This is a genomic window from Cedecea selenatireducens (assembly GCF_042138895.1).
Classification (GTDB): Bacteria; Pseudomonadota; Gammaproteobacteria; order Enterobacterales; family Enterobacteriaceae; genus Cedecea; species Cedecea selenatireducens.
Genome location: NZ_JBHIKW010000006.1, coordinates 121911 through 146822, shown reverse-complemented (window position 1 = coordinate 146822; position 24912 = coordinate 121911). Strand labels below are relative to the sequence as shown.

Here is a 24912-nt window from a genome sequence, read left to right as displayed (position 1 = left end):
CCCTGAAGGTTTACTGGTGGCGTGAAGATTCAAAAAAACGGACTCGTTTTCCTTGCTGGCCGGGATGCTCCACGGTAAAGCTATCGAGGCCAAAGACGGGGCGAAGGGTTTCGGTATTCAGAGCGGCTTCGGGAGCATTAAAAGCCCGCTGTTGGCCCGCAGACAAAATAAGCACCTTGTCGGCAAACCCTTCAATCAGGTTGAGATCGTGCAGGACGGCGATAACCGTAGTACCGCGAGCTTTCACCAGCATCAGCAGCTCTTCTCTTGCCGCCAGGTCAAGATGATTGGTCGGTTCATCCAGCAGCAGCAGCCGTGAAGTTTGCGCCAGCGTTCGCGCCAGAATAGCCCGCTGCCGTTCACCACCGGACAGGCAGGCCAGCGATTTATGCCGCAGCCCGAGAACACCAACCTCTTTCATCGCCCCACAGACAATACAGCGGTGTTCTGGCTCAGGCATATCCCGGGCAAACGGGAGCCGCCCCAGCGCGACATAATCTTCGATGGACAGGCGCAAATCAGGGAGATCGTTTTGCGACATGACCGCCACCAGCTTTGCCCGCAGCAGCGGGTTGAGCTTATTTAAGGGGCGACCCGCAAGCGTTATCTCCCCTTCAACCTTTAGCTCCTGACTCAGCGCCCGCAGCAGCGACGTTTTGCCGCTACCGTTGGGCCCAATCACCGTGAGCCGCTCGCCTTTAAGCAGCTGAAAATTTATCGCTACCGGCCAGGACTCGCCCTGCGGACGGGCAATCGACCGCAGGGCAACCTTTAATTCGGGCATAATTTTCGAGGATGAAAGAGGCATACTCAGAACTCATTGCGCAGCAGCTGGTAGCCTTCCACCAGCTTGACGTTGGTGTTCGCCACCTCTTCTGAAAACTGCACCGAGGCAGGGTCAACGCGTGAATATTGGGCTAAATCAGACTCCGGCCCCACGCGTTCGGTGGACGGAATATAGGTTTGCTTCGGCAGCGTAACGCCATCCACCACCGCGTTATACCGAATGACGCAGCCGGTTTGTACGTGGCAGTTGAACAGCACGCTGTTGAAGCCGATAAATACGCGTTCATCGACCCGACAAGGGCCGTGGACAATTGCCCGGTGAGCGATTGACGTGCCGCTGCCAATAGTGACCGGGGCACCACTTTTAGAGTGAATCACTACGCCGTCCTGAATATTCGAATGGGAATGGATAACGATAGGATCCATATCCCCTTCGGCGTTCAGTTCGTCGGCGCGGATCACCGCATAAGGCCCGACATACACATAGTCATGAATAATGACCCGGCCACAAATGACCGCCGTAGGGTCTATGTAAGCTTTGGTCGAGACCTGTGGCAGGTGGCCGGAGGGGTTTTTACGCAGCATGGTGATTTCCTGTCCAGTGAATACGAGCCACCGCGTTGTGAGCATGGAGACTTTCCTGGTGCTCAACCCGGAGGCTAAAAGCAGCGCTAAAAGGCGCGTCCAGCATTGCCTTGTTCAAACGGCGGGCGGCGTCTTCGCAAAACATCAGGTTTTGCCCGTTTGCCCAGGCGAAAGCCTGCTCATCGCCGCGCTTAACCACCGTCTGCACCGCCGTTCCAAGCGCGGCCTCGCTGCGGTCGATAAGCTCCAGAAAAGGCAGCGTGGCAACATCCGGCTTCAGCTGGCAGCTAACCCACGCCCAGCTTCTCTGGCTGTGGGGCGTGCCCGGCATCCCCTTCTCGCCCAGCCAGGCCATCATTTCTTCAACAGAGATGCTGTCGCTTCGCCCGGCAAAGTCCCGCTGAAACTGCTGCTGGGCGAGATTGCGGCTGAGCGCCGCCGATGCCGGACAGGTGGATGAATACGGGATCCCGACCCGCAGCGTGACGGTAAACGTTTCTCCACGCTCGGCCTGCACGCGGATGGGATAAGCCTTCCAGCCAAAGTGATTAGAGGTTAAAGATCGGCGGGACAGCAGCAGCTCACCCGAGATTTCAACGCTCGCGCGGTTGCTGCTGCGCTGGTGAGAAACCAGAAATTTACCCAGCAAATTTCGCAGCGTGGCAGGCGTAACCTCACCTTGAGTTAACTCATCCAGCAGCAGATAAAGTCGGGACATGTGGATCCCCTTCTCGGCTTCCGGCGTGCTGAGCAGATTAATGCCAGCATTCACTTTCGCCGCCAGCGGGCGTCCGGCAATTTCAACCGGAAGATCGATCTGTTCCATGCCGACCCAGGACAGGGCCGTGTCGAATTCGTGGCCTCTGAGTGACTGAATATCAGGCAGGGTTTTGGGGCAAAGCGCCGGGGTTACCGTCATAGGAATGCGTCATCTTATCGTTAATTTGTTACGTTATAACATAACAATAATCAGCGATGCAAAGCGACTCTTTTTCCCTCCAGGGAAAAAACGCCCACTAACAGGAGAAAACTCGGTGAAAAACCGCGGATTGACTCGATATATCTTATCGCCCGGCAAGTGTTGCTCGTCTGTTCACACAATGATAGCATCATGTAAACAGCCATTTAGACGGCTAGACAGTCAAACTAAAAAGCATTGAGGAATACCGTATGTGGCAAGAAAGACTCGCGCAACTGGTCACCACCTGTCATTGGATTGGCGCTAAGGGCTGGGCCCCGGCAACCGGCGGCAATATGTCCATTCGTCAGGATGCCGGGTGGTGCTGGCTGAGTGAATCCGGGCGCGACAAAGGCAGCCTGACCAGCGAGGATTTTCTTCAGGTAGATATCGCCACCAACCAGGCGCCATCGGGGCGTAAACCTTCTGCCGAAACCGGGCTGCACACGCTGGTTTATCGTCTCTTCCCCGAGGCAAACGTCGTGCTTCACGTCCACACCGTGAACGCCACCGTCCTGTCGCGGATTGAGAAAGGCCCGGCCCTGAACATCAGCGGCTATGAAATGCAAAAAACCCTTACCGGCCAGCAGTCGCACCTCAACACGGTGCCGATTGCCATCTTCGATAACGATCAGGACATCGACGCGCTGGCAAAACGCATTGAACAGCATGCCGAACAGACTCCCCTGAAATACGGTTTCCTGCTGCGTGGCCACGGCCTGACCTGCTGGGGCAAAGACGTCGCCGAAGCGCGCCGCCAGCTCGAAGGGCTTGAATTCCTGTTTGAATGCGAAATGCAGCGCCGCCTGTACGAGCGTGATTAACCGTCGTATTCCTGTTTCTGTTCGATAGCGTGAGGCTTGCGGTATGGAGTATTTCCTGGGTATTGATATCGGCACGTCGCGGGTAAAAGCCGTGCTGTTTGACAGCAATTTCCATGCGGTAGCCAGCGCGGCGGAAAACACCTCGCCAACCCTTTCCCCTCAGGGCTACGCCGAGCAGGACATGGAGCAACTTTGGCAGTCGGTCGTGCGAACGCTGCGGGAAGTGGCCGACAGCCCGGCATTACAACAGGGCAAACTCAAAGCAATCGGTCTGGCGGGCCAGGGCGAAGGCGTCTGGCTGAGCGACAAAAACGGTAATCCGGTTGGCCCAGGTATACTCTGGAGCGACACCCGCAGCCGGGCGCTGATGGAAGAACTTCTGCAGTCCCCGGACCTGGACAAAGCCCTGTTCGATGAAACCGGCTCTCAGCTACAGCCTTGTAACACCAGCCTGCAGCTCTGCTGGCTCAAGCGAAATCAGCCCGAACGCCTGGCCGCCGCCGACTATATTTTCTTCGCCAAGGACTGGATTCGCTTTCGCCTGACCCAGGTTGCCGCCCTTGAGCTGACCGATACCAGCGCTTCGCTGCTGAACCAGTCAACCGGCGAGATTTCCGATTTCGCTCTGCAGGCTCTGGGTATTGATCATCTGAAAACACGTTTTCCGCCCCTGCTTCGCCCTGACGCCCAGGCAGGCAGCTTAAGCGAAGCCGCCGCCCTGCTTTGCGGCCTGCCGCCGGGGACGCCGGTTGCAGCAGGCGCGCTGGACGTATGCAGCGCCGCGCTAGGCTGCGGCGCGATTCATGACGGCGATATTTACACCATTCTCGGCACTACCTGCTGCACGGGCGTGGTTTGCCACGGGCGAGAAACCGTCAGCAGCGGCACCCGTTTTGTGACCCATACAGAACGGGGCAGCTTTATTAACCTGTTCCCGATGCAGGCCGGCACGCCAAACATCGACTGGCTGCAGCAGCACATTTCTCTGACGCCAGACTTAGTGGCGCTGGAAAAAGAGATTGCCGCTATTCCACCGGGCAGCGGCGGCGTTTTCTGGCAGCCTTACCTGAACGGTGAACGCGCCCCGTTTTACAGCCCGACCGCCCGCGCAGGGTTCTTTGGCGTCGACCAGCACACGTCCCGCGCGGCGCTTCAGCGTGCCGTCTTTGAAGGGCTGGCCTATGCCATTGTGGATTCGCTGACGGGCTATGCCAGCGAAGGCGACCTGTATCTCACCGGCGGCGGCGCAGCTTCCGCCACCTGGCTGCAAATTATCGCCGACTGTACCGGGCGCACGGTCATCGCCAGCCACTTTAATGAACTCAGCGCCCGGGGTGCGGCGCTGCTTGCCGCCCGCAGCGTTGGCGCGCTGGAACGCTATCCGGCTATCGAACAAACCCGTTATCTGCCCCAGCCTCAGGCCCATGCCGCCTATCGGGCGCTGTTCCCGGTATTCCGCCTGCTGCGCGAACAGCTCCAGCCGGTCTGGCAGGCCAGGCACCAGGCCTTACAAAGTCTCTCTCAGGATAATGCACAATGAAAATCGTCTTTACCGCCGAGTATGCAGGCAGCCTTGAACCTTTTAGCCAGCTAGGCGAGCTGGTTGTCGAGGGCTGGGCCATCGGCAAACCTAAGCTTCAGACATCAGAGATTATCGACTTAGCCCATGACGCCGGGGTGATTGTCACCAGCTATGACGACATTACCGCCGAAGTGATTAACAGTTGCCCTGACCTGAAGGTTATCGCCTGCACCCGCGCTAACCCGGTCAACATTGACGTTCAGGCTGCTCGGGCACGTAACATCACCGTGCTGTACACGCCGGGGCGTAATGCCGATGCCGCAGCCGAACTCACGCTAGGCCTGATGCTCGGCCTGATGCGCCACATTCCGCAGTCGCATGCGGCCCTTAAGCGCGGGGAATTTACCCGTGAAAACCAAAGCGAGCAGCAAACCCAGTCCGGCCTGCGCAAAGACGTGGTGTGGGACGTTAGCCCGGAAAGCCCGTACGAAGTTTTTAAGGGCGGAGAATTGCGGAATAAAACGCTGGGGCTGATTGGCTACGGCAATATTGGCCGCCGCGTGGCGCGTATTGCCCGCGCTTTCGGGATGAATATTTTGGTGGTAGATCCGTTTGTCGCCGCCGAGGATATCGACGAGCCAGGCCTGCATAAAACCACGCTGGAAGCGCTGTTCCGCGAGTCAGATATTGTTAGCCTGCACCTGAGCAGCGGGCCGCACAGCGAGGGCCTGGTCAATGCGTCTCTGCTGCAAAGCATGAAGCCGGGCGCGAAGCTGATTAATACCTCCCGCGCCTCCGTGGTTGTGGAAGCCGATCTTATCGCAGCCTTACGCCATGGGCCACTCGGCGGCGCGGCGCTGGACGTTTACCATCAGGAACCGCTGTGGCGCGACCATCCGTTTATCAGCGAGCTGGATAACGTCATTATTACGCCGCACATCGCCGGAGCCACCCGCGAGAGCATCCAGAAGCACACCGCGATGATTGCCGCCGATCTTCAGCGCTTTGTTGCCGGAGAGCCGCTGCTGTACGCCTGGCGCTAACCAAAAAAACAGGCCGTAAAGGCCTGTTTTTTATTACGCCAGCAAAGGCGTGGTCGCCATAAAGTCCTGCAAATGTTCCCAGTTCACCACGCCAGCGTCGGAGCCTAATCCGGTCGCTACCAGCGCAGCGGTTGCGGAAGCCACCCTGCAGGCCTCTTTTACGGAAAGCCCCCGCACGAGCGCAGCGATAAACCCTCCGCAGTAGCTGTCGCCACAGCCGGTTGTGTCGCTGGCAATCACGCTATAGGTCGGGATAAGGTGTGTTTCCTCCCGGCTGAACAGCCAGGAGCCGCGCACTCCGTCTTTAAAAATGCAGCATCCGGCACCCAGCGAGAGGAAAAAATCGGCGATCTCTGCCGGCTCCTCCAGCCCGGAGATAAACGCCGCTTCTTCGAGCGCGGGCATAAAATAATCCACATGCGGCAACAGCGGGCGTAATAACGCCAGCGTATTTTCATCAGGGGCGATTAAATCAAAACTGGTGATGACGCCCCGCGCTTTCGCCGCGGCCAGCAAACGGACGCTCTGGCCAGCGTCCATGGCCGCCAGCAGCCCGGTGCCGCCGTGGTGCAGGTAACGCGTGTCCAGCACCTTATCGAAATCGGTCTCGGCGACGAAAAGCTCGTCTGACGCGCCACGACAGTGCAGCGCGGGCCGCTCGCCGTTGGGGCGAATGGGCAAAATCGTCGCCGACGTTTCTTTGTGTGACGTGCGCTGGATCAGCGAACGGTCAATGCCCAGCCGGCGATAGCTGCCCAGAATAAATTCGGCTTTTTCGTCCTCGCCAAGGCAGGCCACGGTTGAAGTACGAATCCCCAGTTTAGCGGCGTTCACCAGGGCCCCGGCCGCTGTCCCCGCCGGGTTCAGGCGGATTTGCTCGATAAACTGCACGCCGCCGCCCGGTGGGATCTCCACCACCGGGCGGCCAGCGATATCAAGGATGGTCAGGCCCACAAAAACGGCATCAAATTTGCTCATAGCGCCCTCACCGGTGCTGCTGACGCAGGCGAGCCTGCCAGAAGGAAACGGCCAGCGCCACCACCAGAATCACGCCCACCAGAGCGTCTTTCACCAGGTAGTTCAGCCCCATCAGGTTCAGGCCGTTATCAATAATCGCCAGGAACAGCACGCCGCCAAGCGTGCCGCCCATGCTGACGCGCCCCTGCCGCTGGAATGCGGTGCCGATAAACACGGCGGCAATGGCATCCATCAGGTAAGACTGCCCGGCGAGCGGCGTAAACTGGCGCAGGTTGGCGGACAAAATAATGCCGCCGACGGCGCACATTGCCGAGGCGGCAATCAACACCCAGAACAAGGTTCGCTTGTCGGCTATCCCGGCGATGCGTGCGGCTTCGCTGTTTTGACCAATCGCACGTACCCGCTTACCAAACAGCGTTCGCTCGGTCAGCAGCCAGGCCGCCAGCCAGACCACCAGCACGATAAGCACAGGCGTGGGGATCCCCCAAACATTGCCCACCGCTAAATCATGATATTCCGGGGCCATGCGCCGCCAGGAAATCGCCCCGCCGCCGTCGGTATAAATACGCTCGGCGCTGCTGGCAATAAACCAGGTACCGAGCGTGGCCAGAAACGGCTTGATGCGGCAGGCAAGGATAAGAAAAGCGTTAACCAGGCCTATCATCACGCCGCCCAGCAGGGCGCACAGCACCGCCACCTGCCAGGGAAGCTGCCAGGTTTTGAGGGCAATCAAGGCCAGCATGGCGCCAAAGTCGATAGCCACGCCGACGGAAAGATCGATCGCGCCGGCGCTGACAATCAGCGTCATCGCCAGCGCCACAATCAGCAGAATGGCGCTGCCCTGAAGCAAATTGCTCCAGTTATCCAGCGTCAGGAAGACCGGATTAGACCAACTGAACAGGACGATAAAAAACAGCGTGACCAGCGCAAAGCCCGCGCGCGACAGCCAGGCCAGTGGTTTTCTCCCGGACTCACCGGCCGGAAGCGTTGCCGCCAGAGCAGAAAAAACTTTCATTATTTATTGGCCCCTTTCTGCTGCAGGGCAGAAGCCGCCAGCACCACGAGAATAAGTCCGCCTTTAATGGCGCCCACCCAGAAGATATTTACCCCCAGCAGCCCCAGACCGTTAGACAAAGCGTTGACAAGGATAGCCCCCAGCAGCGCCCCCCAAACGGTGACTACGCGGCGGCGTGAAAATGCCGCGCCAAGGAAGGTGGCCAGCACCGTTTCCATCAGCAAAGGCGTGGCGGTTCCGCTGGAGCTGCCCGAGCCCTGAGCCAGCAGCGGGAAGACTGCCAGACCCGCCGCAACGGCGGCGATAAGCCAGGACGAGAGGATCAGATGGCGCACGTTAAGCCCGGACATCTGCGCCATATCTTTGCTGCCGCCCGTCGCCTGCAAATGCTGGCCAAAGCGGGTGTGATGCAGCAAAAGCTGGAAGCCAACGAACGCCAACAGCAGATAAACCAGCGCATAGGGCACGCCCAGCACGCTTCCGTCGCGAAACGCCACCATCAGCGGGTCGCTGACGCTAATCCGGCGCTGCCCGGTAAGCAGATCGGTGAGGCCGGTAAACGCCACCGACGTAGAGAGCGTGGCCAGCAGCGGCGGCAGCCCGGCGACGAGTACCAGCAGCGCGTTAATCCCCCCGCACAGCAAACTCAGGGCCGCCACCAGCAGCAATAACAGCGGCCATGGCGTTAACCACTCGGTCATACCGAGGCTGAGCAGCGCCACGCCAAACACCGCGATGGCCGGGAGCGAAAGGTCTATGCCGCCGGAGACGACGTCATCTCCCCCGGCAGCAATCACGCAAACAAGGCCGAAGCTGAGAATAGCCAGCGGAACGCTTTGCACCAGCATCAGGCTGATGTTCTGCCAGCTCAGGAACCACGGCGACTGAATGCTCAACCACACCAGCAGGCCGACAAACAGCAGCAGCGGGAATTTTTCAAACAGCGCGACGGAACGGCGTGTCGCAAAACGACGAATTTCAGTCCTCATAGCGGATTTTCCTGCCCACCGTTAATCGTCGCCAGCAGCGCGTCAAGCGTCAGCCCCTGGGTCGGTAAATTCGCCACCAGCGCACCACGCCACATCACCAGAATACGGTCGCACAGGCCAAGCAGTTCGGTCGCGTCGCTGGAAGAAACCAGCACCGAACGCCCCTGTTCGGCAAGCTGACGGGTGCGCTGATAAATGTCGCTGCGTGCGCCAATGTCGACGCCGAGCGTTGGCTCATCGAGAATAAACAGCCGGGCGTCGGTACCCAGCCAGCGGGCAAGAATCACCTTTTGCTGATTCCCTCCGCTCATAAAGCGCACCGGCAGCTCCGGGACCCCTGGGCGAATACTCAGTTGCTCAATCCAGTCCCGGGCTTTTTTCAGCGCCCGTGAGCGGTGCTCCCAGCCAAACGTTGCCGTGTCAGGCAGCGACGCAAGGTTAATGTTATCGGTAGCCGAAAACGGCAGGATCAGCCCCTGATGACGGCGATCACGCGGCACCAGCGCCATACCGGCCCGGATAGCCTGTCGCGGCGAGCGGATTCGGCGTGGTCGCCCCTCTATCACTATCTCGCCCTTTTTCGCCGTATTCAGCCCATAAAGCGTATCCACCAGCACGTCCCGCCCCGCGCCCAGCAGCCCCGCCACGCCAACAATTTCGCCTTTGCGGATCTCAAAGCTAATGTCCTGCAGCTGCTGCCCGTCAGAAAGCGATCTCACGGCAAGCAAAGGTTGCTCGCCCGCCGGGGCATCAGCCTCATGTTCGCGGGGGGTATAAAGCCTGTCGATTTCTCTGCCCACCATCATGTGGATGACGGCATCGGTATTTTGCAGTACTTCACGATCCGGATAGCCCACCACTTCACCGTTGCGCAGCACGGTGCCCGCATCGCACAGCGCGGCGATTTCGTTGAGGTAGTGGGAGATGTAAAGAATGGCGATGCCCTGCTCTTTGAGCCGCAGTATCGCATCGGACACCAGGCTTGCCTCATGAGCTTCAAGCGGGGCCGTAGGTTCATCAAAAACCACCAGCTTAGCCGCGCCGTCGATCAGCGCTCTGGCAATTTGCACCAGCTTGCGTTCGGCAAGGCTCAGCTGCCGGATCAGGCGATCGGGGTCGAGCTCCAGCTGCCAGGTGCGGAGGAAAAAGTCTTTCGTGGCCTGCCGCATACGGCGGCTGTCCAGCAGCCCACCGGCACGGCGATATTCCTGCCCCAGAAACACCGACTCGGCCACGGTAAAGTGTGGGATTAAATTGAGTTCCTGATGAATAACGCGTATTCCCTGGGCCTCAATGGCCGCGGGCTTACCAAGCGGAAGCGGGACGCCGTCGAGCGTGGCCGTGCCGCCATCGGCCTGGTAAACCCCGGCAAGAATTTTAATTAAGGTGGATTTGCCCGCGCCATTTTCACCGATAAGCCCGTGGATTTCACCTGGGCCAATCGTCAGCGTGACCGCGTTTAACGCGGTCACATTGGCAAAGCGCTTACTGATGCGGTCCATTACCAGACCGCGTTGCGTTTTTGCAGCGTTCACTACTTCAGCTCACCGTAACCCAGTTTTTTGTACACCGCTTTGGCTTCATCCGGGCCTTTCACCGGGATAACCGGGATAAAGGTCTGGGCTGGCAGCTTCTGACCTGCGAAGTAGCGCGCCACGTTCTCGGCAGAAGTCTGGCCAATCAGGTGCGGCTGCTGGGCAACGTTGGCCACCAGCGGGCTGTCTTTTTCGGCCATGATTTCCAGCGTTTCCGGGCCTGCGTCGATAGCGGTGACCTTCACGTCTTTATCACGTCCGGTCTCTTCCAGCGCCTGAACGATGCCGATAGCCGGCTGGTCCCAGCAGGCTACGTGGATAGCATCCAGCTTGCCTTTCGGATACTGGCTGAGTAACTCAAGGGTTTTCTTACGCGCATCTTCCGGCGAGTTAGCAAATTGCTCTGCCAGCTCCGGTTGAATAATTTTAATGCCAGGGTAGTCCTGCAGGACATATTTCCATTGGTCATAACGTATGCCGCAAATGCGTAATGAGTTAGAGAACGCATTAAATACCGCAACGTTACCTTTCCCGCCAAGCGCATCGGCCATATAACGGCCAATCGTTGAACCCAACGTGTAGTTGTCGGACGTAGTGTTATTCACGGAATACTGCGAAACATGGTCAACGGTAAATACCGGAATACCGGCATCACGTAATGCTTTGAATTTTGGCTCAACGGCACTGTCGCCCAAAATACTAATTACCGCATCAACCTTACGGGACAGCAGAATATCGTGGTTATTGGCATGAACCTGGTTGTCCCTGCCGCCATCAACGCCGATAACCTTCCCGCCCAGCTTTTCCACCTCTTCGGTCGCGCCCTTGTAGGCTTCACGATCCCAAAAATGCTGAGTGCCCACCACGGCAACGCCGATTGTTTTCCCCTGTAACGAAAGGGTGTCTGCGGCAAAAGCAGCGCCCGATGCCAGTGACACCAGCCCAATAGCCGCAGATAAAAGTCTTGTTTGAACCTTCATTGCTATAATTATCCTGTATTCATCGTTCACTAAAGCGACAGCATGACAACAAGCTTTATCAAGCCAAAATAAAAAATAGATATATCTTATACTTTCACAGCCATGTCATTAAGTCACTTTAGAATGCGGCGAATGAACATGAAAAAAACACATGTAAAACATACAACAAGAAAATAATTCAACCACATCAAAGACAAGGATTTAATTATTTTTTGGCGAAAACAAAACGCCTTAAAATAAAATTAAACGGCGATATATCCTCGCCAGTTAATTATAAATCCTGCCAGCCAATATAAATGAAACAGTATTCGCTAAAGTTCTGCCTGTTTACCTGATTTTTCATCGCCAGATGAATTTCCTCTTTGCTCCCACCTCCCCGTATGATGCCGCTTTAGCCCTATCGATAACGCACGGTACAAGCATGAAAGCGGAACATCAGCTGGCGGTAATGCACTGGGGAACCTACCAGGTCACCACCGAGGGCGAGCGTATTGCCGCCATTTCTCCCGTCTCCTGGGACAAAAATCCTTCCCGTATCGGCCAGTCTCTGGCTGACGCCGTTACCGGCAATACGCGCATTCGCCGCCCGGCGGTTCGTCTCGGCTATCTGCAAAACGGCCCGGCCTCTCGTGAAGGCAGAGGGAAAGAACCGTTTGTCGAGGTGAGCTGGGAGCAGGCGCTGGATCTGCTGGCGCGGGACCTCCGCTCGGTGCAGGAGCGCTGCGGCAACGAGGCGATTTTTGGCGGCTCTTATGGCTGGGCCAGCGCCGGGCGCTTTCACCATGCCCAAAGCCAGCTGCACCGTTTTCTTAAAGGCTTTGGCGGCTACACCGCCAGTACAAATACCTACAGCAGCGCGGCCGGAGAACGGATCCTGCCGCATATTCTTGGCCCGTTAAGCCCGCTGCATAAGCAACACACTCATTTCTCGGTGCTGGCAGAACATTGCGAGATGTTCGTGGCCATCGGGGGATTGCCGCTCAGAAACGCCCAGGTCAACGGCGGCGGCGCAAACGACCACATGCTGAAGCACTGGCTGGAACGCCTTGAGCAAAACGGCGTGCAGTTCGTGAATATCAGCCCGGTGCAAAACGATCTCAGCGCCGTCGAAAGCGCCCGCTGGCTGGCGATTCGCCCCGGCACAGATACGGCGCTGCTGCTGGCGCTGTGCCATACGCTGATTGCGGAGTCCCTGCACGATATGGCCTTTATCAGCAGCCATACCGTCGGCTTCGAGCAGCTGCGCCGCTATCTTTTCGGCGAGCACGACGGCGTGCCAAAAACCGCCGGCTGGGCGGCGGGCATTACCGGCATTGATGCCGAACAAATTTTAACGCTGGCTCGTACCATGGCGGGCAAGCGCACCATGATCAATATTTCCTGGTCCATTCAGCGCGCCCGCCAGGGAGAACAGGCGTACTGGGCCACCGTGGCGCTGACTTCCCTGCTTGGCCAGATAGGCACGCCTGGTGGAGGTTTGGCTTTCGGCTACGCCTGTACCAACCTTGCCGGGGCTGCACGAGTGCCTTTTTCCGGGCCTCGCCTTCCCGCCGGTGAGAACAAGATAAAAACGGCAATCCCTGTAGCTCGCTTATCGGACATGCTGCTGAATCCCGGCGGTGAATATGAATTTGATGGCAAGCTTTGCCGTTATCCCGACATCCGCCTCGTCTACTGGGCGGGCGGCAACGCCTTCCACCATCATCAGGATCTCAATCGCCTGGTTGAGGCCTGGCGTCGCCCGGAAACCGTTGTTGCCCACGAGCAGTACTGGACGGCGCAGGCGAAGTTTTCCGACATTGTGCTGCCGGTGACCACTTCCCTCGAGCGTGACGATATCGGCAGCGGCAGCCACGACGGCTTTATGATTGCCATGCGCCGGCAAATACCGGCGCTGGCTGAAGCTCAGGATGACTACACCATTTTCTGCGGGCTGGCGAAAAGGCTGGGCTTTTACGACACCTTCAGCGAAGGGCGTACAGCCACCGACTGGTTACCGCATCTGTATGAATCTTCGCGGGAGAGAGCGCAGGAAGATGGCGTGGAGCTTCCCTCTTTTGGCACCTTCTGGGAACAGGGAAAACTAGAGTTCACGCCTCCCGCTGAGCCACAAATCTTGCTGGCCGATTTTCGCGCCGATCCCGATCGCTTTCCGCTGTCCACGCCGTCGGGAAAAATCGAGCTTTATTCAGAAACCGTGGCCGGATTCGGCTACCGGGAATGTCCGGGCTATCCGTTTTGGGACGCCGAAGAGGCGGCTTATCAGCAACATCAGGCGCAAAAGTGGCCTTTGCATCTGCTTTCCAGCCAGCCACGGACCCGGCTTCACAGTCAGTACGACCACGGCAGCGTAAGCCGTGCAACCAAAATTCACGGGCGTGAGCCGCTGTGGATGCACCCCACAGATGCACAAAAGCGCGGGATCCAGGAAGGTGAAGTGGTGAAAGTCTTTAATAACCGGGGGGCGATACTGGCGGGCGTTCATATCAGCGACCAAATCCTGCCGGGCGTGGTTCAGATCTCTACCGGAGCATGGTATGACCCGATGGATCCTTCCACGCCGGGCTCTTTGGATAAACACGGCAACCCGAACGTATTGACCGAGGATCGAGGCTCTTCACGCCTCGGCCAGGGCTGCAGCGCCCAAAGTTGCCGGGTGGAAATCGAGCTTTGGCGCGAAGCGTTACCGCCGATAACCGCGTTTGATCCACCGGCTTTCGTAGCCTGAGAGATTAGGTAATATTCTCCTGCAACCTCTCGGCGAGCGCGCTTTTCAGAAAAGCAGCACAGGCGCTGACCTCGCGAGAGGCTTTATTGATCGGCGGATAAAGCAAAAAGGCGCTGAACGACGGGACGGTGTATTCCGGCAGCAGCGTGACGAGCTGGCCGCTTTCCAGCGCCTGTCGGCACACCGGGTATTGCAGAACGCCGAGGGCCTGGCCCGCCATGAGAACCGTGTAGAGCGGCCGCCAGTGATTAGCGCTGAACACCACATCCAGCCGGGCGCTAACAATCTGGTTATCTGGTGAGAAAAGAGGCAGGCGGCTGTCGTTAAACAGGCCGGATACACGCGCAAAAGCATGATGGATAAGTTCATCGGGAGAAGCTGGCGTTCCGCTTCGTGCCAGATAGTCGGGAGAAGCAACCAGAAAGCGCCGCACGGCGCCGAGCGGATGCGCCACAAAATCCCCTTCACCCGGGTCGCCAAGCCGCAACGAAATATCGACGCCTTCCGTCACCGGATCGATGACGCGGTCATTCAGGATTAGCTCAATATTCAACTCCGGATGCTTTGCCCTGAGCTTGAGCAAGGCAGGCATCAGGATCTCCTCCCCGGCGCCATAAGGTGCGGCGATACGAATAAGCCCTTTTAACGTCGCCTGGTCGCCCACGACCGCCAGCGCAAGATCCGCCGCTGAAATCACGACTTTACTGCGCTCATAGAACAAAGCGCCGCTGTCGGTCAGGGACATTCGGCGCGTGTTTCGCCGCAGCAGACGGGTGCCAAGGTGAGCCTCAAGCCGCTCTATCCTCTCACTCACCGCCGGCTGTCCGATGCCAATATCACGCGCGGCGGCGGACATACTGCCCCGCTCTACCACCCGCACATAGATGCGCATTGCCGCCAAAAGATCCATTCGCTCAGTATATCGGTTTATCCGATAGATGAAAGCAGCGGCAGAGGCCTACTGCGCCAGTACGATTTAGATAAAACTGATGCCTGGTGGTGCTTATGGCGCGCTTGTAGCCCTTATTAATCAGGAGAATAATTATGTCAGAGATCAGGCTTTATCTGTTTCAGTCCGGCACTCAACGCTGCAAGTATCACGATATCAGGATGAATCAGGGGGAAGGCAGAAGCTACGAAATCCCCGTTCCCTGGTTCCTTCTGACACACCCCAGGGGCCACGTCATTATCGATGGGGGACTTGCCGCCGAGGGGCTGGCCAATCCTCATGCATACTGGGGAGATGCGGTGGATCACTATCAGCCATTCATGACGGAGGAACAGGGATGCGTGGCACAGCTGGGTTCGCTGGGCATTCAGCCAGAAGATATTCGCTATGTCTTACTTTCCCACCTGCATTCCGACCATACCGGCGCGATTGGACGCTTCCCGAATGCTTTGCATATTGTGCAGCGCCGGGAATACGACTATGCCTTTAAGCCCGACTGGTTCGCCGCAGGCGCATACTGCCGCAATGATTTTGCCCGTCCGAACCTGAACTGGCAGCTGCTGGATGAGGACGCCTTTGATTTGTACGGCGACGGAACGCTGCGCTGTATCTCTACGCCGGGCCACTCCCCCGGCCATCAGTCATTCCTGATTACGCTTGCCAGCGGCCTGAGCTTCACTCTGGCAATTGATGCCGCCTATACGCTGGATCATTTTTACGATCGCGCGCTTCCGGGCTTTATGACTTCGGCCAGCGAGGCGGCGCGCTCAGTCGCAAAACTGCGGGCGTTAACCGAGCAACACGCGGCGAAACCGATCCCCGGCCATGATCCCGACGTCTGGCCGCAGTTCACGCTGGCGCCTGGCTGGTACGAGTAAATCAGGCTCCCTCCTCGCTAAGCGGCACGGGCAAACTGAGGGTGATTAACAGTCCGCCTTCGGCAGGCAGGCTGGCGCGAATGCTGCCGTCATGCGCGCCGCAAATTTCTCTCGCAATGGAAAGCCCCAGCCCGCTGCCGCCTGAGTCTCTGGCTCTTGAGCGCTCTCCACGCGTGAAGCGCTCGAAAATGTGGGGCAGATAATCCACGGCGACGCCTGGCCCGGTATCCTGAAACGTTATCTCAATGTGCTGCTCGAAGTGGCGAAAACGAATAAACATTCGATCGTCCCGGCCGCAATAGCGAAGCATGTTTTCGATAATGATGGTGAAAACCTGCCCCAGCCTGGCTTCGTCGCCGACGTAATAAAACTCATCCCCCGCCTCAACGGAAACAAACATCCCGGCGGCTTCCAGCTGGGGTTTTAACCATGAAACGCGTTCTATTAACGTCTCACGGAGAGTAAATACGCTGCGCTGGAGCGTTAATTGCCCCGCGCTCGCCAGGGAGAGAAAATGCAAATCGTCGGTAAGATGGCTGAGGTTTTTTAACTGCGTCATCACCATATTCAGCTGTTTTTCATCGGCAGGAAACACGCCGTCTATCATGCCCTGGAGCCGCCCCATTGCTGCGGTTAACGGTGAACGCAGTTCATGCGCGGCGGCCACGTGCGAGGCCTTAAGTTCGCGTTCGTACAGCGCCAGCTGGCTAATCATTTTATTGAAGTTGCTGGCGAAGCGAATCACCTCTTCCGGGCATTCGCCCACCAGCTTCGCCTGCTGGCTGAAGTCGCCCTGAGTGACGTTCTCCGCCACGTCCGTCAGGCTTCGAAACTGCGCCGCAAGCGGGCGCGTGGCGCGCAAGCAGCTGACGATAACAAACGGCGTCGCCATCGAAATAAAGATGAACAGCCAGCCCCAGTTAAGCGAGCTGATGGAAGGCGTACTGTACTCAATCCCCCACCGGGCATCCACGATGTCATGAAAACGGACAATGTTTAAATCAGGGTTTGCCCGCAGCGTCAGAAACTCCTGATAGGCCGCCGGGGACATATGATGCACAACCCAGTAATACTGAACCGCGTAGATACTCCACATCGCCAGCACAATGAAAAACAGCACGCTGACGGCCACCACGATGATTCGAATCGATATCCATAGCAGCAGTGATTTGCTCTTTTTGTCTTTCATGGTTTGCAGAACCGGTAGCCGATCCCGCGTACGTTCAGGATCAGGTTATCAACGCCCGCGGCCTCAAGCTTTTTTCTTAAGTTGTAGACGTGCGTGTCCACCACTCGCTCAAGGGCATCGCTTTCAGGGAGGCATTCTTCAAGCAGATACTGCCGGCTTAACGGCCTGGTCGACGCCCGCATTAGCGTCTTCAAAATAGAAAACTCGGTGAGCGTTAAGTCCAGACGCAGAGCGCCGTCGCCATTTGCCTTCACCTGCGCCACCATATTGGTAACGTCAACTTCAAGCGGCCCCCAGCGCAGCACATCTTCTACAGGACTTTGGTTGACCTGGCTACGCCTTAACACCGCCTGCACGCGGGCCATGACTTCACCGGGATTGTAGGGCTTCACCACGTAGTCATCGGCGCCGTAACGCAAAGCGCCAATCTTGTCGTAGGGCTCGCCCATCGCCGTTATCATAATGACCGGCGTGTTGCCCCTTCGCCGCACGGCGGCAAGGATTTCTGTGCCGTTCATGCCGGGTAGCATGACGTCCAGCAGGATAAGATCGGGCTTCCACGTTAACACCGTATTCATGCCCGCCAGGCCGTCACCCGCCACCGAGACGCTATACCCTTCACGCGTGAGATAGGCCTCTAACACATTTGCCGCATCGGCATCATCTTCAATGACCAGGACCCGTTTATTTTTCATTTAATGTTACCTTGACAGTTTCTTCACAAATCCCTGGCAGTTCATTGATAAGCCCTCAGCATAATCCTTTTACTTACTGAGTTAAGCATGCACGAAAATATAAACACCTGACAATGAGAATCATAATGTTAACGAAGAAAAGCACAAAATACATAATCGCACTGCTGCTAATCTCAGGTATTTCATCTGTATATGCAAGTGAATTTAATGCTGATGAAACCGCTATTACTTTTGGTCTTGGCGCCGTGTCTTCTCCGCGCTATAGCGGTGCCAATGAGCAGAGCTCTACTGTTATTCCGCTAATTCATATCCAGAAGAACAATATTTTCTTTGATTCGATGAATGGGCTTGGCATACATCTTCAAAACGATAATGGTTTATATATAGAGCCGACGCTGGGTTATGACTCCGGCCGCACGGATAAAAATTCAGGCTGGCGCAAAGGGTCCGATAAACTTAAAGGCATGGGTAATATTTCATCCACGGTTAATTCGGGTATTGCACTCGGCTGGGCGCTGGCCCCCTGGCTGGTAATAGAAGGAAAAACAACGCTGCCGCTGAACGATGGCCAGGGCGTGTCTTATTCCACTTCAGTTGATTACATCCCCATTATGAATGAAGATAATTCTATTACGTTTCAGGCCAGCGCGTTATTCGGCGATGCCCGTTACATGAATACCTGGTATGGGGTCAATGAGCAGCAGCACAGCCGTTCCGGTTTCTCGCACTACCGCAGCGCCGGTGGGTTTTACGGCACGGATACCAGCCTGACGCTAACCCATCAGTTCAGCGAGCACTGGGGAGCATGGCTCAGCCTGAGCTATGCCTGGCTGAACAAGAATGCCGCCAATAGCCCTATTGTGATGCGACGGGACGGCACAACGGGCACGCTCGCCGTCAATTATACTTTCTGACCGTTAACCTGATATCTGACAACATCATGATTGACTTGCAGAAATAAAGCACAGCTATGAAGATCGCACTTGTGATGACTTTCATTTTTGCGGCATTTTTTTCGCCCAGGTGTACCCATGACTTTAAAATGTGTTTTTATGCTAAACATGAATTTAATATCTGTAACATTTCATGCGTGAAAAAGATGAATGTGCAATGTCAAAATAGAACCATCCTGGCAAAGCACAAACACTGTCATTCACCGAAGATAACGCGGATCGATCGTTATGTTTCAGCTCGCCACCTGCGTTATTTAATAAAATCACTTACCCACTAACTCTCGCATAGAAATGCTTGTCAACAATGAAGGATAACTACGTGAACCTTTCTGCAAAGGTAATAGAAACCATCTCATATTGGATTGACAATAATATTCACCGCCGATTGCGTATCGAAGATGTGGCCCGCTACTCGGGTTATTCCAAATGGCACTTTCAGAGAATATTTTTACATTATAAAGGCGAAAGCATAGGCCGGTACATCAGGAGCAGAAAGTTACAGCTTGCCGCGCAGGATCTCAAAAACACCAAAGAGCGGATCGTAGACATTTCAGTAAAGTACGGCTTTGATTCGCAGCAGAGTTTTAACCGACTTTTTACCCGAAGCTTCAAGATGTCTCCCGGAAACTACCGAAAGAAAAAGAGTTTATGAGGGGGGGGGATGTTTGGTGCCAATTTTGCCGCGCAGATTGCCCCGCACATAAGCAAAAGGGGCTGCCTTTCGGCAACCCCTTCGAATGTTGGCGGAAGCGCAGAGATTCGAACTCTGGAACCCTTTCGGGTCGCCGGTTTTCAAGACCGGTGCCTTCAACCGCTCGGCCACACTTCCAACGAGGCGAACTATAAACATAGCCATACTTCATGTAAAGCACGATTTTGTTCAATCGCCTGAAATTTCATCACATTTGTGTTATTTGCCTGAAACAGCAGCAACATGCTCAGTTTAAAACCGCTTTTGCTGCCCCCGGGTGGAGGGCAGCATTGGCATTAGTGTTTTTTGATGTAGAGATCCTGGGTTAGATATTTACCCAGCGTGCTCGGTGCATAACCCCCAACGTAAGGTTTTACCAGTTGGACCTTCACATAGTGGTAAATAGGAATGGTCGGCACGTCTTTAGCAAGGATATCTTCAGCCTGCTGATAGTATCTGGCGCGTTCTTCCTGGCTGCTGGCCTGAGAGGCTTTGGCAATAATCTCGTCATAGGCCGGGTTGCTGTACTTAGAACTGTTCTGGCTGTCGCCGGTACGGAAGTTGTTCAGGTAGGTAGCCGCATCATCGTAGTCGGCAATCCAGCCATAACGCACCAGCTCGTAATTACCGGTACGCTTGGTGTCCAGCATGGTTTTCCATTCCTGGTTTTGCAGCTTAGCCTCGACGCCAACGTTTTTCTTCCACATCGAGCTGGCAGCAATGGCAATGCGCTGGTGAGATTCAGAGGTGTTGTAAAGCAGGTTGAACTGCAGCGGGTGTTTCTCGTTGAAGCCCGCCTCTGCCAGTAATTTTTTCGCTTCCGCAATGCGCTTATCGTGGCTCCAGCTGCCGTACTCGGCTGGTTTAAGCTCAATGCCGCCAATTTTAGGCTGACTAACCAGCCACGCAGGCTTTTGCCCCTGTCCTAATACTTTCTCGGCAATGATGTCTTTATCCAGCGCCAAATTCAGCGCGAGCCTGACACGTGGGTCATTGAACGGCGCTTTGGTGGTATTGAATTCGTAATAGTAGGTGGACAGGTAAGGCGTGATATGGACCTGATCCGGAATAGATTTTTTAAGTGAGGCAAAGAGCGTTTCCGGCACGGTATAGGTGATATCAATTTCACCCGCCTTGTAGCGGTTGATATCCGATGTACCAGAAGTGACCGGCAGGTAAGTCACCTTATTAATCACCGTGTGAGCGTCGTCCCAGTACTGTTTATTACGCTCGCCGACGACTTTCTCATTTACTACCCACTGCGACAGCTTATACGGGCCGCTGCTCACGAAATTGGCCGGCTGGGTCCATTTATCGCCAAATTTTTCTACAGCCGCTTCGCTCACGGGTACCATTGACGTGTGGCCGAGCATCAGCAGGAAGGCCGAGGTTGGTTGATCGAGCGTGACCTGCACGGTGTTGGCATCCAGCGCCTTCACGCCAAGGCTGTCTACCGGCTTCTTACCCTCGGCAATATCGTTGGCATTTTCAATGTGCATCGTGCCGGGATAAGTGGCATAAGGGGAACCCGTTTTAGGATCAACTAAGCGCTTCCAGCTCCAGACCACGTCCTGCGCGGTAATGGGCTCGCCATTGGACCATTTAAGGCCCGGGCGCAGATGGAACGTCCAGACTTTATTGTCCTGATTGTCCCACTTTGCCGCCAGATGAGGTTCGATGGTGCCATCGTTTTTGACGCGAATCAGGCCGTCAAAGAAGTCACCAATGATGTTAGCCTCAACGTCGCTCTCTACTTTATGGGGATCCAGCGATGCGGGTTCACTGCCGTTGTTACGTACCAGCTCCTGTTTGGCTGCAAGCTCGGTTCCTGGCGGAACGTCTGCTGCCCATGCGCCAGAAATAGCGCTGAGCAGACCCAGAGCGACCAATGATTTTGAAAATGTGTTGTTGTTTGCTTTCATGACCTACGCCTTATTGATGTTATTTAACGACGGTACGGCTAACACTCTTAGTCGGCTTTAGGTAATAAAGCAATATTTTTCAGCCACCTATAAGTGGGTGTTATGGCATTAATTTTGTACAATGTGATAAAGTGCACGAGGTAAAGATGGGTAAAAAGGCTTTTGTCTAATAAAGGCGGGCATTATGCTCATGACCATAAAACACCTGTAAAAGAGAGAGTTTTAGAATGGATCGCATTATTACCTCCTCGCGTGACCGTTCGTCACTGCTCAGCACCCACAAGGTGCTACGTAATACCTATTTCCTGCTGAGTTTAACGCTGGCATTTTCCGCGTTGACTGCAACGGCCAGCACCGTGCTGATGCTGCCTTCTCCAGGGTTGATTCTGACGCTGGTTGGTATGTACGGCCTGATGTTCCTGACCTATAAAACCGCGGATAAACCGGTAGGCATTTTATCTGCATTCGCCTTTACCGGCTTCCTGGGCTATATCCAGGGACCAATGCTGAATGCCTATCTGTCCGCCGGCATGGGCGACGTTATTGGCATGGCGCTGGGCGGTACCGCGCTGGTGTTCTTTAGCTGCTCGGCGTATGTGCTGACGACCCGCAAAGACATGTCCTTCCTCGGCGGTATGCTGATGGCGGGCGTGGTGGTGGTGCTGATTGGTATGGTGGCTAACATCTTCCTGCAGCTGCCTGCTCTGCACCTGGCGATTAGCGCGGTGTTTATCCTGATTTCCTCAGGTGCCATCCTGTTTGAGACCAGCAACATCATTCGCGGCGGTGAAACCAACTACATCCGCGCGACCGTAAGCCTGTATGTTTCTCTTTACAACATCTTCGTTAGCCTGCTGAGCATCCTTGGTTTTGCCAGCCGCGACTAACTAATACGGCTTTACCAAAAAAGAGAATGCCCTGCGCATTCTCTTTTTTTTGCCCTCAATTCCACCACATTCCATCCTTAAGCCCACGGAGAAAATTTGCTACACTTCGCCCGATTTGACGTAAATAGCGGATAACTATGTTGACCTTTGAAGGCAGAGAAATAGCGACAGACGCCGATGGCTACCTGAAAAATAGCCAGGAGTGGAGCGAGCCGCTGGCGGAAGTGATTGCCGCCGGAGAAGGCATTACCCTCGCGGTGGAGCACTGGGAAGTGGTGCGTTTTGTGCGCGAATTTTACCTGGAGTTTAATACCTCCCCGGCCATTCGCATGCTGGTTAAAGCCATGGCAAATAAATTTGGCGAAGAGAAAGGCAATAGCCGTTATCTCTATCGCCTGTTCCCGAAGGGCCCGGCGAAGCAGGCCACCAAAATCGCGGGATTACCTAAACCAGTGAAGTGCATCTAATAGCGGATACCAAAGTTGACCCATTCACGCTCGGGTTGGTGAGGCTCAACGAGGACTTTATCAACCCTGGCGCTACGTGGCCCGCCGGCTTTCAGCCAGGCCAGCAGCTTTTCAACCTGCTCCGTCTCTCCGCAGGCCACCACTTCGACGCTGCCGTCGTCCAGGTTACGGGCGTACCCGGTTAAGCCAAGTTTCTCGCCTTCCCGCTGCGTGCTGTAGCGAAAGCCCACTCCCTGCACCATTCCGTGAACCCAGCACTTTATGCACTGCTTTTGTGAGTCGTTTGCCATCATTTACTCCCGCACATAAACCTGACTCAAGTCTAACAGCCCGTAAGGTTTTTTCATCCGTAATAAGAACGGCCGCGCCACCGGCACGGCCATTTTGCGAGACGGAAAGCTATTTTACCTCGACTCGTCCTACCGGATAGACCCAGGCATTGGCATCGTAAAACGGCGTATGTTTATAAAACCACTCCAGCCGCGCGCTGCCGTCGGCGGCAAACGCCTTATCCGATTTCAGCTTCTGCTCGAATTCGGCTTTCAGTTTCGGGTCCTGCTCCAGCATCCTGCGGGCCATCGGCTCCATAACATACTCTTCCGGCTCTTCGGCAGAAACCAGCGTGGCGTTAAAGAATCCCCAGGCCCAGAAGGAGTCAGGGCTGGCTGGCTCAAGCAGGTCCATCGCCAGAACGCCTAACGGCTGATGGGTAGAGATAACAACCGATCCCGCAGGGAAGGTTTGCAGACGTTTGAAAGGCTCAGCCTCACCGCTCACTAACAGATGCCCTTCATAACCCGGGATCTGCCCTTTTGCCGCACGATCTGGCTCAAAGCCATCCGCAAGTTTCACGTTATTCATGCGATACAAAGTCACCTCAACAGGCGTAGCCTTCTCCAGAGTTTTCATCTGAATGCCGTGGGCCCGAAGCCGTTCAATCACCGTTCCCCATTGGGCCGGAACGATGTACTCAGTCGGGCGTGAAAGGGTTAAATCAGGTACGTCATTGGCGGTCACCGGCACGGTTATAGTTTTTGGTTTATTACTCCATTTAATCGTCTTTTGCCCGGTTATCGGAGAGACTTCGTAGTGCCAGTCACCCACAATAAACGGCACCTGCGTTGGCGCTCCCGGCTTCCATGTCAGGATGACGTCTTTGTCGGTCAGCGCTTTTTCCTTGTCCGCTGCGATAGCTTTTTTCAGCGAATCAGCATTATCGCCGATGGACTCAAACATCGCTTTTAGCATGACGTAATTGCCCAGCACCTGAGTTTTGTAGGGATGGAGCGCATGCTGCTCAATCAGGATAGAAGGCACACTACGAATATCGCCATATTGGTTAGAAAAACGAGCGAGGTCGGTGCGATACGGGTAATAGCCCTGGGTCGGGTCCTGGTTGCTGTTCAGGCTGATGCATTCATGAATGTGATGCCCGTAGCTTTGTACTTGCTGGTAAACATGAGGCTGCATCACGCTGTCCATCCAGCGCGTAGCGGCGGGTGACCAGCCCTGACCGTTGTTGCAGTATGAGCTGTCATAGGGATACATAGCGCCGTCGGTAGAATGCGTGTCGGCGAAAAAGCTCAGGTCATATTGATTGAACACCCAGGCGATATTGCGAATTTCGGCGCTGTCGAGTTTAGTGAAATCACGGTTCAGGTTAAGGTTTTGGCCATTAACCCGCCAGCCGGTGATGTCCGGGCCGTTCTGGTTAATTCTGCCATACGCGCTGGTGCGCATATCACCATCAATATTCACCGTCGGAATAAACAGAATATTGACCTTGTCGAGCAGCGCTGCCAGCGGCTTGTCGCCGGTGCTCATATCCCGCAACAGCATGAACATAGCATCTTTGCCGTTAGCTTCGCCGGGGTGAATTTCCGCCTCAATCAGCACCGTTGGTTTTCCTGAGGCCCTTAATCCTGCGGCACTTTTATCCTGCGAAGTCGAGGCTACCGCCAGCATCATCTGATAACCTTCCGCGCTTTTTTCCGGCAGCCACTCCAGCCTGATGAGGCCACCAGAGGCGTCCGCAATTTTGTTCATGTACTCCACGGTTTGCAGATAGTTGCTGGTTTTATGAAAATCACTGCTCTCAGCAAGCGTAATTAGCGGGTTTTTAGCGTCTGCGAGGAATTTAGTGCTGGTCAGAGCCTGCTCAAACATCGGAGGCAGAATGCGGGTTTTCGCCGCTGCCGTTGCGCCTGCGTCGTCAACATAACCAGGTGCCTGAGGCAGTGCTGCCAAAACAGGCAGGCTTGTCAGCAGCAGCGAGCCAGCCGTTAATGCCAGGCGACGCGCACAAAAAATAGACATGGTGTCTCTCCTTAAGAAATGA

23 protein-coding genes and 1 tRNA gene are annotated in these 24912 nt (G+C 55.6%); 9 read left to right on the top strand and 15 right to left on the bottom strand.

The genetic code is table 11. The annotated features are described in order from the left end of the window. Positions 1-10: 10 nt before the first annotated feature. From ACE38U_RS12010 to folE2, 3 genes are read right to left on the bottom strand one after another with little or no spacing between them, the layout of a single operon-like run. Entirely contained in the window at positions 11-784 is a 774-nt protein-coding gene (locus tag ACE38U_RS12010; protein ID WP_255483328.1) for an ABC transporter ATP-binding protein, read from the bottom strand. Positions 785-810: 26 nt separating this feature from the next. Next, positions 811-1371 carry an LbetaH domain-containing protein gene (locus ACE38U_RS12005; protein ID WP_038473860.1) on the bottom strand — a complete coding sequence of 187 codons (561 nt, stop codon included), beginning with the start codon at positions 1369-1371 and terminating at the stop codon, positions 811-813. Then, positions 1361-2290, bottom strand: coding sequence for a GTP cyclohydrolase FolE2 (folE2, locus tag ACE38U_RS12000; RefSeq protein WP_176981362.1), 930 nt, complete (start codon positions 2288-2290; stop codon positions 1361-1363). The genes ACE38U_RS12005 and folE2 overlap by 11 nt, the downstream gene beginning before the upstream one ends. Before the next feature lie 251 nt (positions 2291-2541). Between folE2 and ACE38U_RS11995 the strand changes: the two genes are divergently transcribed. The 3 genes from ACE38U_RS11995 to ACE38U_RS11985 are packed head-to-tail and all read left to right on the top strand — an operon-like array spanning position 2542 to position 5718. Next, complete coding sequence (locus ACE38U_RS11995) at positions 2542-3153, top strand: methylthioribulose 1-phosphate dehydratase (protein WP_038473865.1); 612 nt, start codon at positions 2542-2544, stop codon at positions 3151-3153. Positions 3154-3196: 43 nt separating this feature from the next. Beyond that, positions 3197-4693, top strand: coding sequence for an FGGY-family carbohydrate kinase (locus ACE38U_RS11990; protein ID WP_375529811.1), 1497 nt, complete (start codon positions 3197-3199; stop codon positions 4691-4693). After that, a complete protein-coding gene (locus tag ACE38U_RS11985) occupies positions 4690-5718 on the top strand; it encodes a 2-hydroxyacid dehydrogenase (RefSeq protein WP_375529810.1) in 1029 nt (342 codons plus the stop codon). The genes ACE38U_RS11990 and ACE38U_RS11985 overlap by 4 nt, the downstream gene beginning before the upstream one ends. 33 nt (positions 5719-5751) lie before the next feature. Here the strand turns inward: ACE38U_RS11985 and ACE38U_RS11980 are convergent, their stop codons facing one another. The 5 genes from ACE38U_RS11980 to ACE38U_RS11960 are packed head-to-tail and all read right to left on the bottom strand — an operon-like array spanning position 5752 to position 11215. Then, positions 5752-6696, bottom strand: a complete 945-nt coding sequence (locus ACE38U_RS11980) for a carbohydrate kinase family protein (protein WP_375529809.1) — start codon at positions 6694-6696, stop codon at positions 5752-5754. A 7-nt stretch (positions 6697-6703) separates the two neighbouring features. After that, positions 6704-7711, bottom strand: a complete 1008-nt coding sequence (locus tag ACE38U_RS11975) for an ABC transporter permease (protein ID WP_038473877.1) — start codon at positions 7709-7711, stop codon at positions 6704-6706. Next, positions 7711-8700, bottom strand: coding sequence for an ABC transporter permease (locus ACE38U_RS11970; protein ID WP_375529808.1), 990 nt, complete (start codon positions 8698-8700; stop codon positions 7711-7713). Before ACE38U_RS11970 ends, ACE38U_RS11975 begins: the two co-directional genes overlap by 1 nt. Then, on the bottom strand, positions 8697-10202 hold the full coding sequence (locus ACE38U_RS11965) for a sugar ABC transporter ATP-binding protein (protein ID WP_176981378.1): 1506 nt from the start codon (positions 10200-10202) through the stop codon (positions 8697-8699). Before ACE38U_RS11965 ends, ACE38U_RS11970 begins: the two co-directional genes overlap by 4 nt. 32 nt (positions 10203-10234) lie before the next feature. Next, positions 10235-11215, bottom strand: coding sequence for a sugar ABC transporter substrate-binding protein (locus ACE38U_RS11960; RefSeq protein ID WP_176981358.1), 981 nt, complete (start codon positions 11213-11215; stop codon positions 10235-10237). 421 nt (positions 11216-11636) lie between these two features. Between ACE38U_RS11960 and ACE38U_RS11955 the strand changes: the two genes are divergently transcribed. Continuing rightward, positions 11637-13943 carry a molybdopterin-dependent oxidoreductase gene (locus ACE38U_RS11955; RefSeq protein WP_375529807.1) on the top strand — a complete coding sequence of 769 codons (2307 nt, stop codon included), beginning with the start codon at positions 11637-11639 and terminating at the stop codon, positions 13941-13943. A gap of 4 nt (positions 13944-13947) precedes the next feature. Here the strand turns inward: ACE38U_RS11955 and ACE38U_RS11950 are convergent, their stop codons facing one another. After that, positions 13948-14835 (bottom strand): LysR family transcriptional regulator, encoded by an 888-nt coding sequence (locus ACE38U_RS11950; RefSeq protein WP_176981377.1) that lies wholly within the window; start codon positions 14833-14835, stop codon positions 13948-13950. A 152-nt stretch (positions 14836-14987) separates the two neighbouring features. Here ACE38U_RS11950 and attM point away from each other — a divergent pair, with 152 nt between their 5' ends. Continuing rightward, positions 14988-15770 carry an AttM family quorum-quenching N-acyl homoserine lactonase gene (gene attM / locus ACE38U_RS11945; RefSeq protein WP_176981356.1) on the top strand — a complete coding sequence of 261 codons (783 nt, stop codon included), beginning with the start codon at positions 14988-14990 and terminating at the stop codon, positions 15768-15770. 1 nt (position 15771) lies between these two features. Here attM and ACE38U_RS11940 read toward each other — a convergent pair whose 3' ends face one another. Together ACE38U_RS11940 and ACE38U_RS11935 are read right to left on the bottom strand one after the other, a co-directional pair. Beyond that, the gene (locus tag ACE38U_RS11940) at positions 15772-16959 is read right to left on the bottom strand and encodes a sensor histidine kinase (RefSeq protein ID WP_375529806.1); all 1188 of its coding nucleotides are present in this window, start codon (positions 16957-16959) and stop codon (positions 15772-15774) included. Beyond that, positions 16956-17654 (bottom strand): response regulator, encoded by a 699-nt coding sequence (locus ACE38U_RS11935; RefSeq protein ID WP_038473897.1) that lies wholly within the window; start codon positions 17652-17654, stop codon positions 16956-16958. Before ACE38U_RS11935 ends, ACE38U_RS11940 begins: the two co-directional genes overlap by 4 nt. Before the next feature lie 125 nt (positions 17655-17779). On the opposite strand from ACE38U_RS11935, the gene ACE38U_RS11930 reads away from it, so the two are divergent. Continuing rightward, on the top strand, positions 17780-18568 hold the full coding sequence (locus tag ACE38U_RS11930) for a MipA/OmpV family protein (protein WP_176981354.1): 789 nt from the start codon (positions 17780-17782) through the stop codon (positions 18566-18568). Positions 18569-18926: 358 nt separating this feature from the next. After that, positions 18927-19259: a RamA family antibiotic efflux transcriptional regulator gene (locus ACE38U_RS11925; RefSeq protein ID WP_176981353.1), complete on the top strand. Its 333-nt coding sequence runs from the start codon at positions 18927-18929 to the stop codon at positions 19257-19259. A gap of 89 nt (positions 19260-19348) precedes the next feature. Here the strand turns inward: ACE38U_RS11925 and ACE38U_RS11920 are convergent. Together ACE38U_RS11920 and ACE38U_RS11915 are read right to left on the bottom strand one after the other, a co-directional pair. Then, positions 19349-19436 (bottom strand) — tRNA-Ser (locus tag ACE38U_RS11920). Positions 19437-19594: 158 nt separating this feature from the next. Next, positions 19595-21220, bottom strand: a complete 1626-nt coding sequence (locus ACE38U_RS11915) for an ABC transporter substrate-binding protein (RefSeq protein WP_176981352.1) — start codon at positions 21218-21220, stop codon at positions 19595-19597. A 227-nt stretch (positions 21221-21447) separates the two neighbouring features. Between ACE38U_RS11915 and yccA the strand changes: the two genes are divergently transcribed. Both yccA and tusE read left to right on the top strand, forming a co-directional pair. Continuing rightward, positions 21448-22107, top strand: a complete 660-nt coding sequence (gene yccA, locus ACE38U_RS11910) for an FtsH protease modulator YccA (protein ID WP_375529805.1) — start codon at positions 21448-21450, stop codon at positions 22105-22107. A 137-nt stretch (positions 22108-22244) separates the two neighbouring features. Continuing rightward, positions 22245-22574 (top strand): sulfurtransferase TusE, encoded by a 330-nt coding sequence (gene tusE / locus ACE38U_RS11905; RefSeq protein WP_375529804.1) that lies wholly within the window; start codon positions 22245-22247, stop codon positions 22572-22574. On the opposite strand, the gene yccX is transcribed toward tusE, so the two are convergent. Together yccX and ACE38U_RS11895 are read right to left on the bottom strand one after the other, a co-directional pair. Beyond that, a complete protein-coding gene (yccX, locus tag ACE38U_RS11900) occupies positions 22571-22867 on the bottom strand; it encodes an acylphosphatase (protein WP_176981350.1) in 297 nt (98 codons plus the stop codon). The genes tusE and yccX overlap by 4 nt on opposite strands. A gap of 106 nt (positions 22868-22973) precedes the next feature. Beyond that, positions 22974-24890, bottom strand: a complete 1917-nt coding sequence (locus tag ACE38U_RS11895) for a M14 family metallopeptidase (protein WP_176981349.1) — start codon at positions 24888-24890, stop codon at positions 22974-22976. Between the last annotated feature and the right edge of the window lie 22 nt (positions 24891-24912).

Coding starts and splice junctions, on each gene's coding strand:
- ACE38U_RS12010 (WP_255483328.1), bottom strand. CDS start 784: ATGCCCGAATTAAAGGTTGCCCTGCGGTCGATTGCCCGTCCGCAGGGC.
- ACE38U_RS12005 (WP_038473860.1), bottom strand. CDS start 1,371: ATGCTGCGTAAAAACCCCTCCGGCCACCTGCCACAGGTCTCGACCAAA.
- folE2 (WP_176981362.1), bottom strand. CDS start 2,290: ATGACGGTAACCCCGGCGCTTTGCCCCAAAACCCTGCCTGATATTCAG.
- ACE38U_RS11995 (WP_038473865.1), top strand. CDS start 2,542: ATGTGGCAAGAAAGACTCGCGCAACTGGTCACCACCTGTCATTGGATT.
- ACE38U_RS11990 (WP_375529811.1), top strand. CDS start 3,197: ATGGAGTATTTCCTGGGTATTGATATCGGCACGTCGCGGGTAAAAGCC.
- ACE38U_RS11985 (WP_375529810.1), top strand. CDS start 4,690: ATGAAAATCGTCTTTACCGCCGAGTATGCAGGCAGCCTTGAACCTTTT.
- ACE38U_RS11980 (WP_375529809.1), bottom strand. CDS start 6,696: ATGAGCAAATTTGATGCCGTTTTTGTGGGCCTGACCATCCTTGATATC.
- ACE38U_RS11975 (WP_038473877.1), bottom strand. CDS start 7,711: ATGAAAGTTTTTTCTGCTCTGGCGGCAACGCTTCCGGCCGGTGAGTCC.
- ACE38U_RS11970 (WP_375529808.1), bottom strand. CDS start 8,700: ATGAGGACTGAAATTCGTCGTTTTGCGACACGCCGTTCCGTCGCGCTG.
- ACE38U_RS11965 (WP_176981378.1), bottom strand. CDS start 10,202: ATGGACCGCATCAGTAAGCGCTTTGCCAATGTGACCGCGTTAAACGCG.
- ACE38U_RS11960 (WP_176981358.1), bottom strand. CDS start 11,215: ATGAAGGTTCAAACAAGACTTTTATCTGCGGCTATTGGGCTGGTGTCA.
- ACE38U_RS11955 (WP_375529807.1), top strand. CDS start 11,637: ATGAAAGCGGAACATCAGCTGGCGGTAATGCACTGGGGAACCTACCAG.
- ACE38U_RS11950 (WP_176981377.1), bottom strand. CDS start 14,835: ATGCGCATCTATGTGCGGGTGGTAGAGCGGGGCAGTATGTCCGCCGCC.
- attM (WP_176981356.1), top strand. CDS start 14,988: ATGTCAGAGATCAGGCTTTATCTGTTTCAGTCCGGCACTCAACGCTGC.
- ACE38U_RS11940 (WP_375529806.1), bottom strand. CDS start 16,959: ATGAAAGACAAAAAGAGCAAATCACTGCTGCTATGGATATCGATTCGA.
- ACE38U_RS11935 (WP_038473897.1), bottom strand. CDS start 17,654: ATGAAAAATAAACGGGTCCTGGTCATTGAAGATGATGCCGATGCGGCA.
- ACE38U_RS11930 (WP_176981354.1), top strand. CDS start 17,780: ATGTTAACGAAGAAAAGCACAAAATACATAATCGCACTGCTGCTAATC.
- ACE38U_RS11915 (WP_176981352.1), bottom strand. CDS start 21,220: ATGAAAGCAAACAACAACACATTTTCAAAATCATTGGTCGCTCTGGGT.
- yccA (WP_375529805.1), top strand. CDS start 21,448: ATGGATCGCATTATTACCTCCTCGCGTGACCGTTCGTCACTGCTCAGC.
- tusE (WP_375529804.1), top strand. CDS start 22,245: ATGTTGACCTTTGAAGGCAGAGAAATAGCGACAGACGCCGATGGCTAC.
- yccX (WP_176981350.1), bottom strand. CDS start 22,867: ATGATGGCAAACGACTCACAAAAGCAGTGCATAAAGTGCTGGGTTCAC.
- ACE38U_RS11895 (WP_176981349.1), bottom strand. CDS start 24,890: ATGTCTATTTTTTGTGCGCGTCGCCTGGCATTAACGGCTGGCTCGCTG.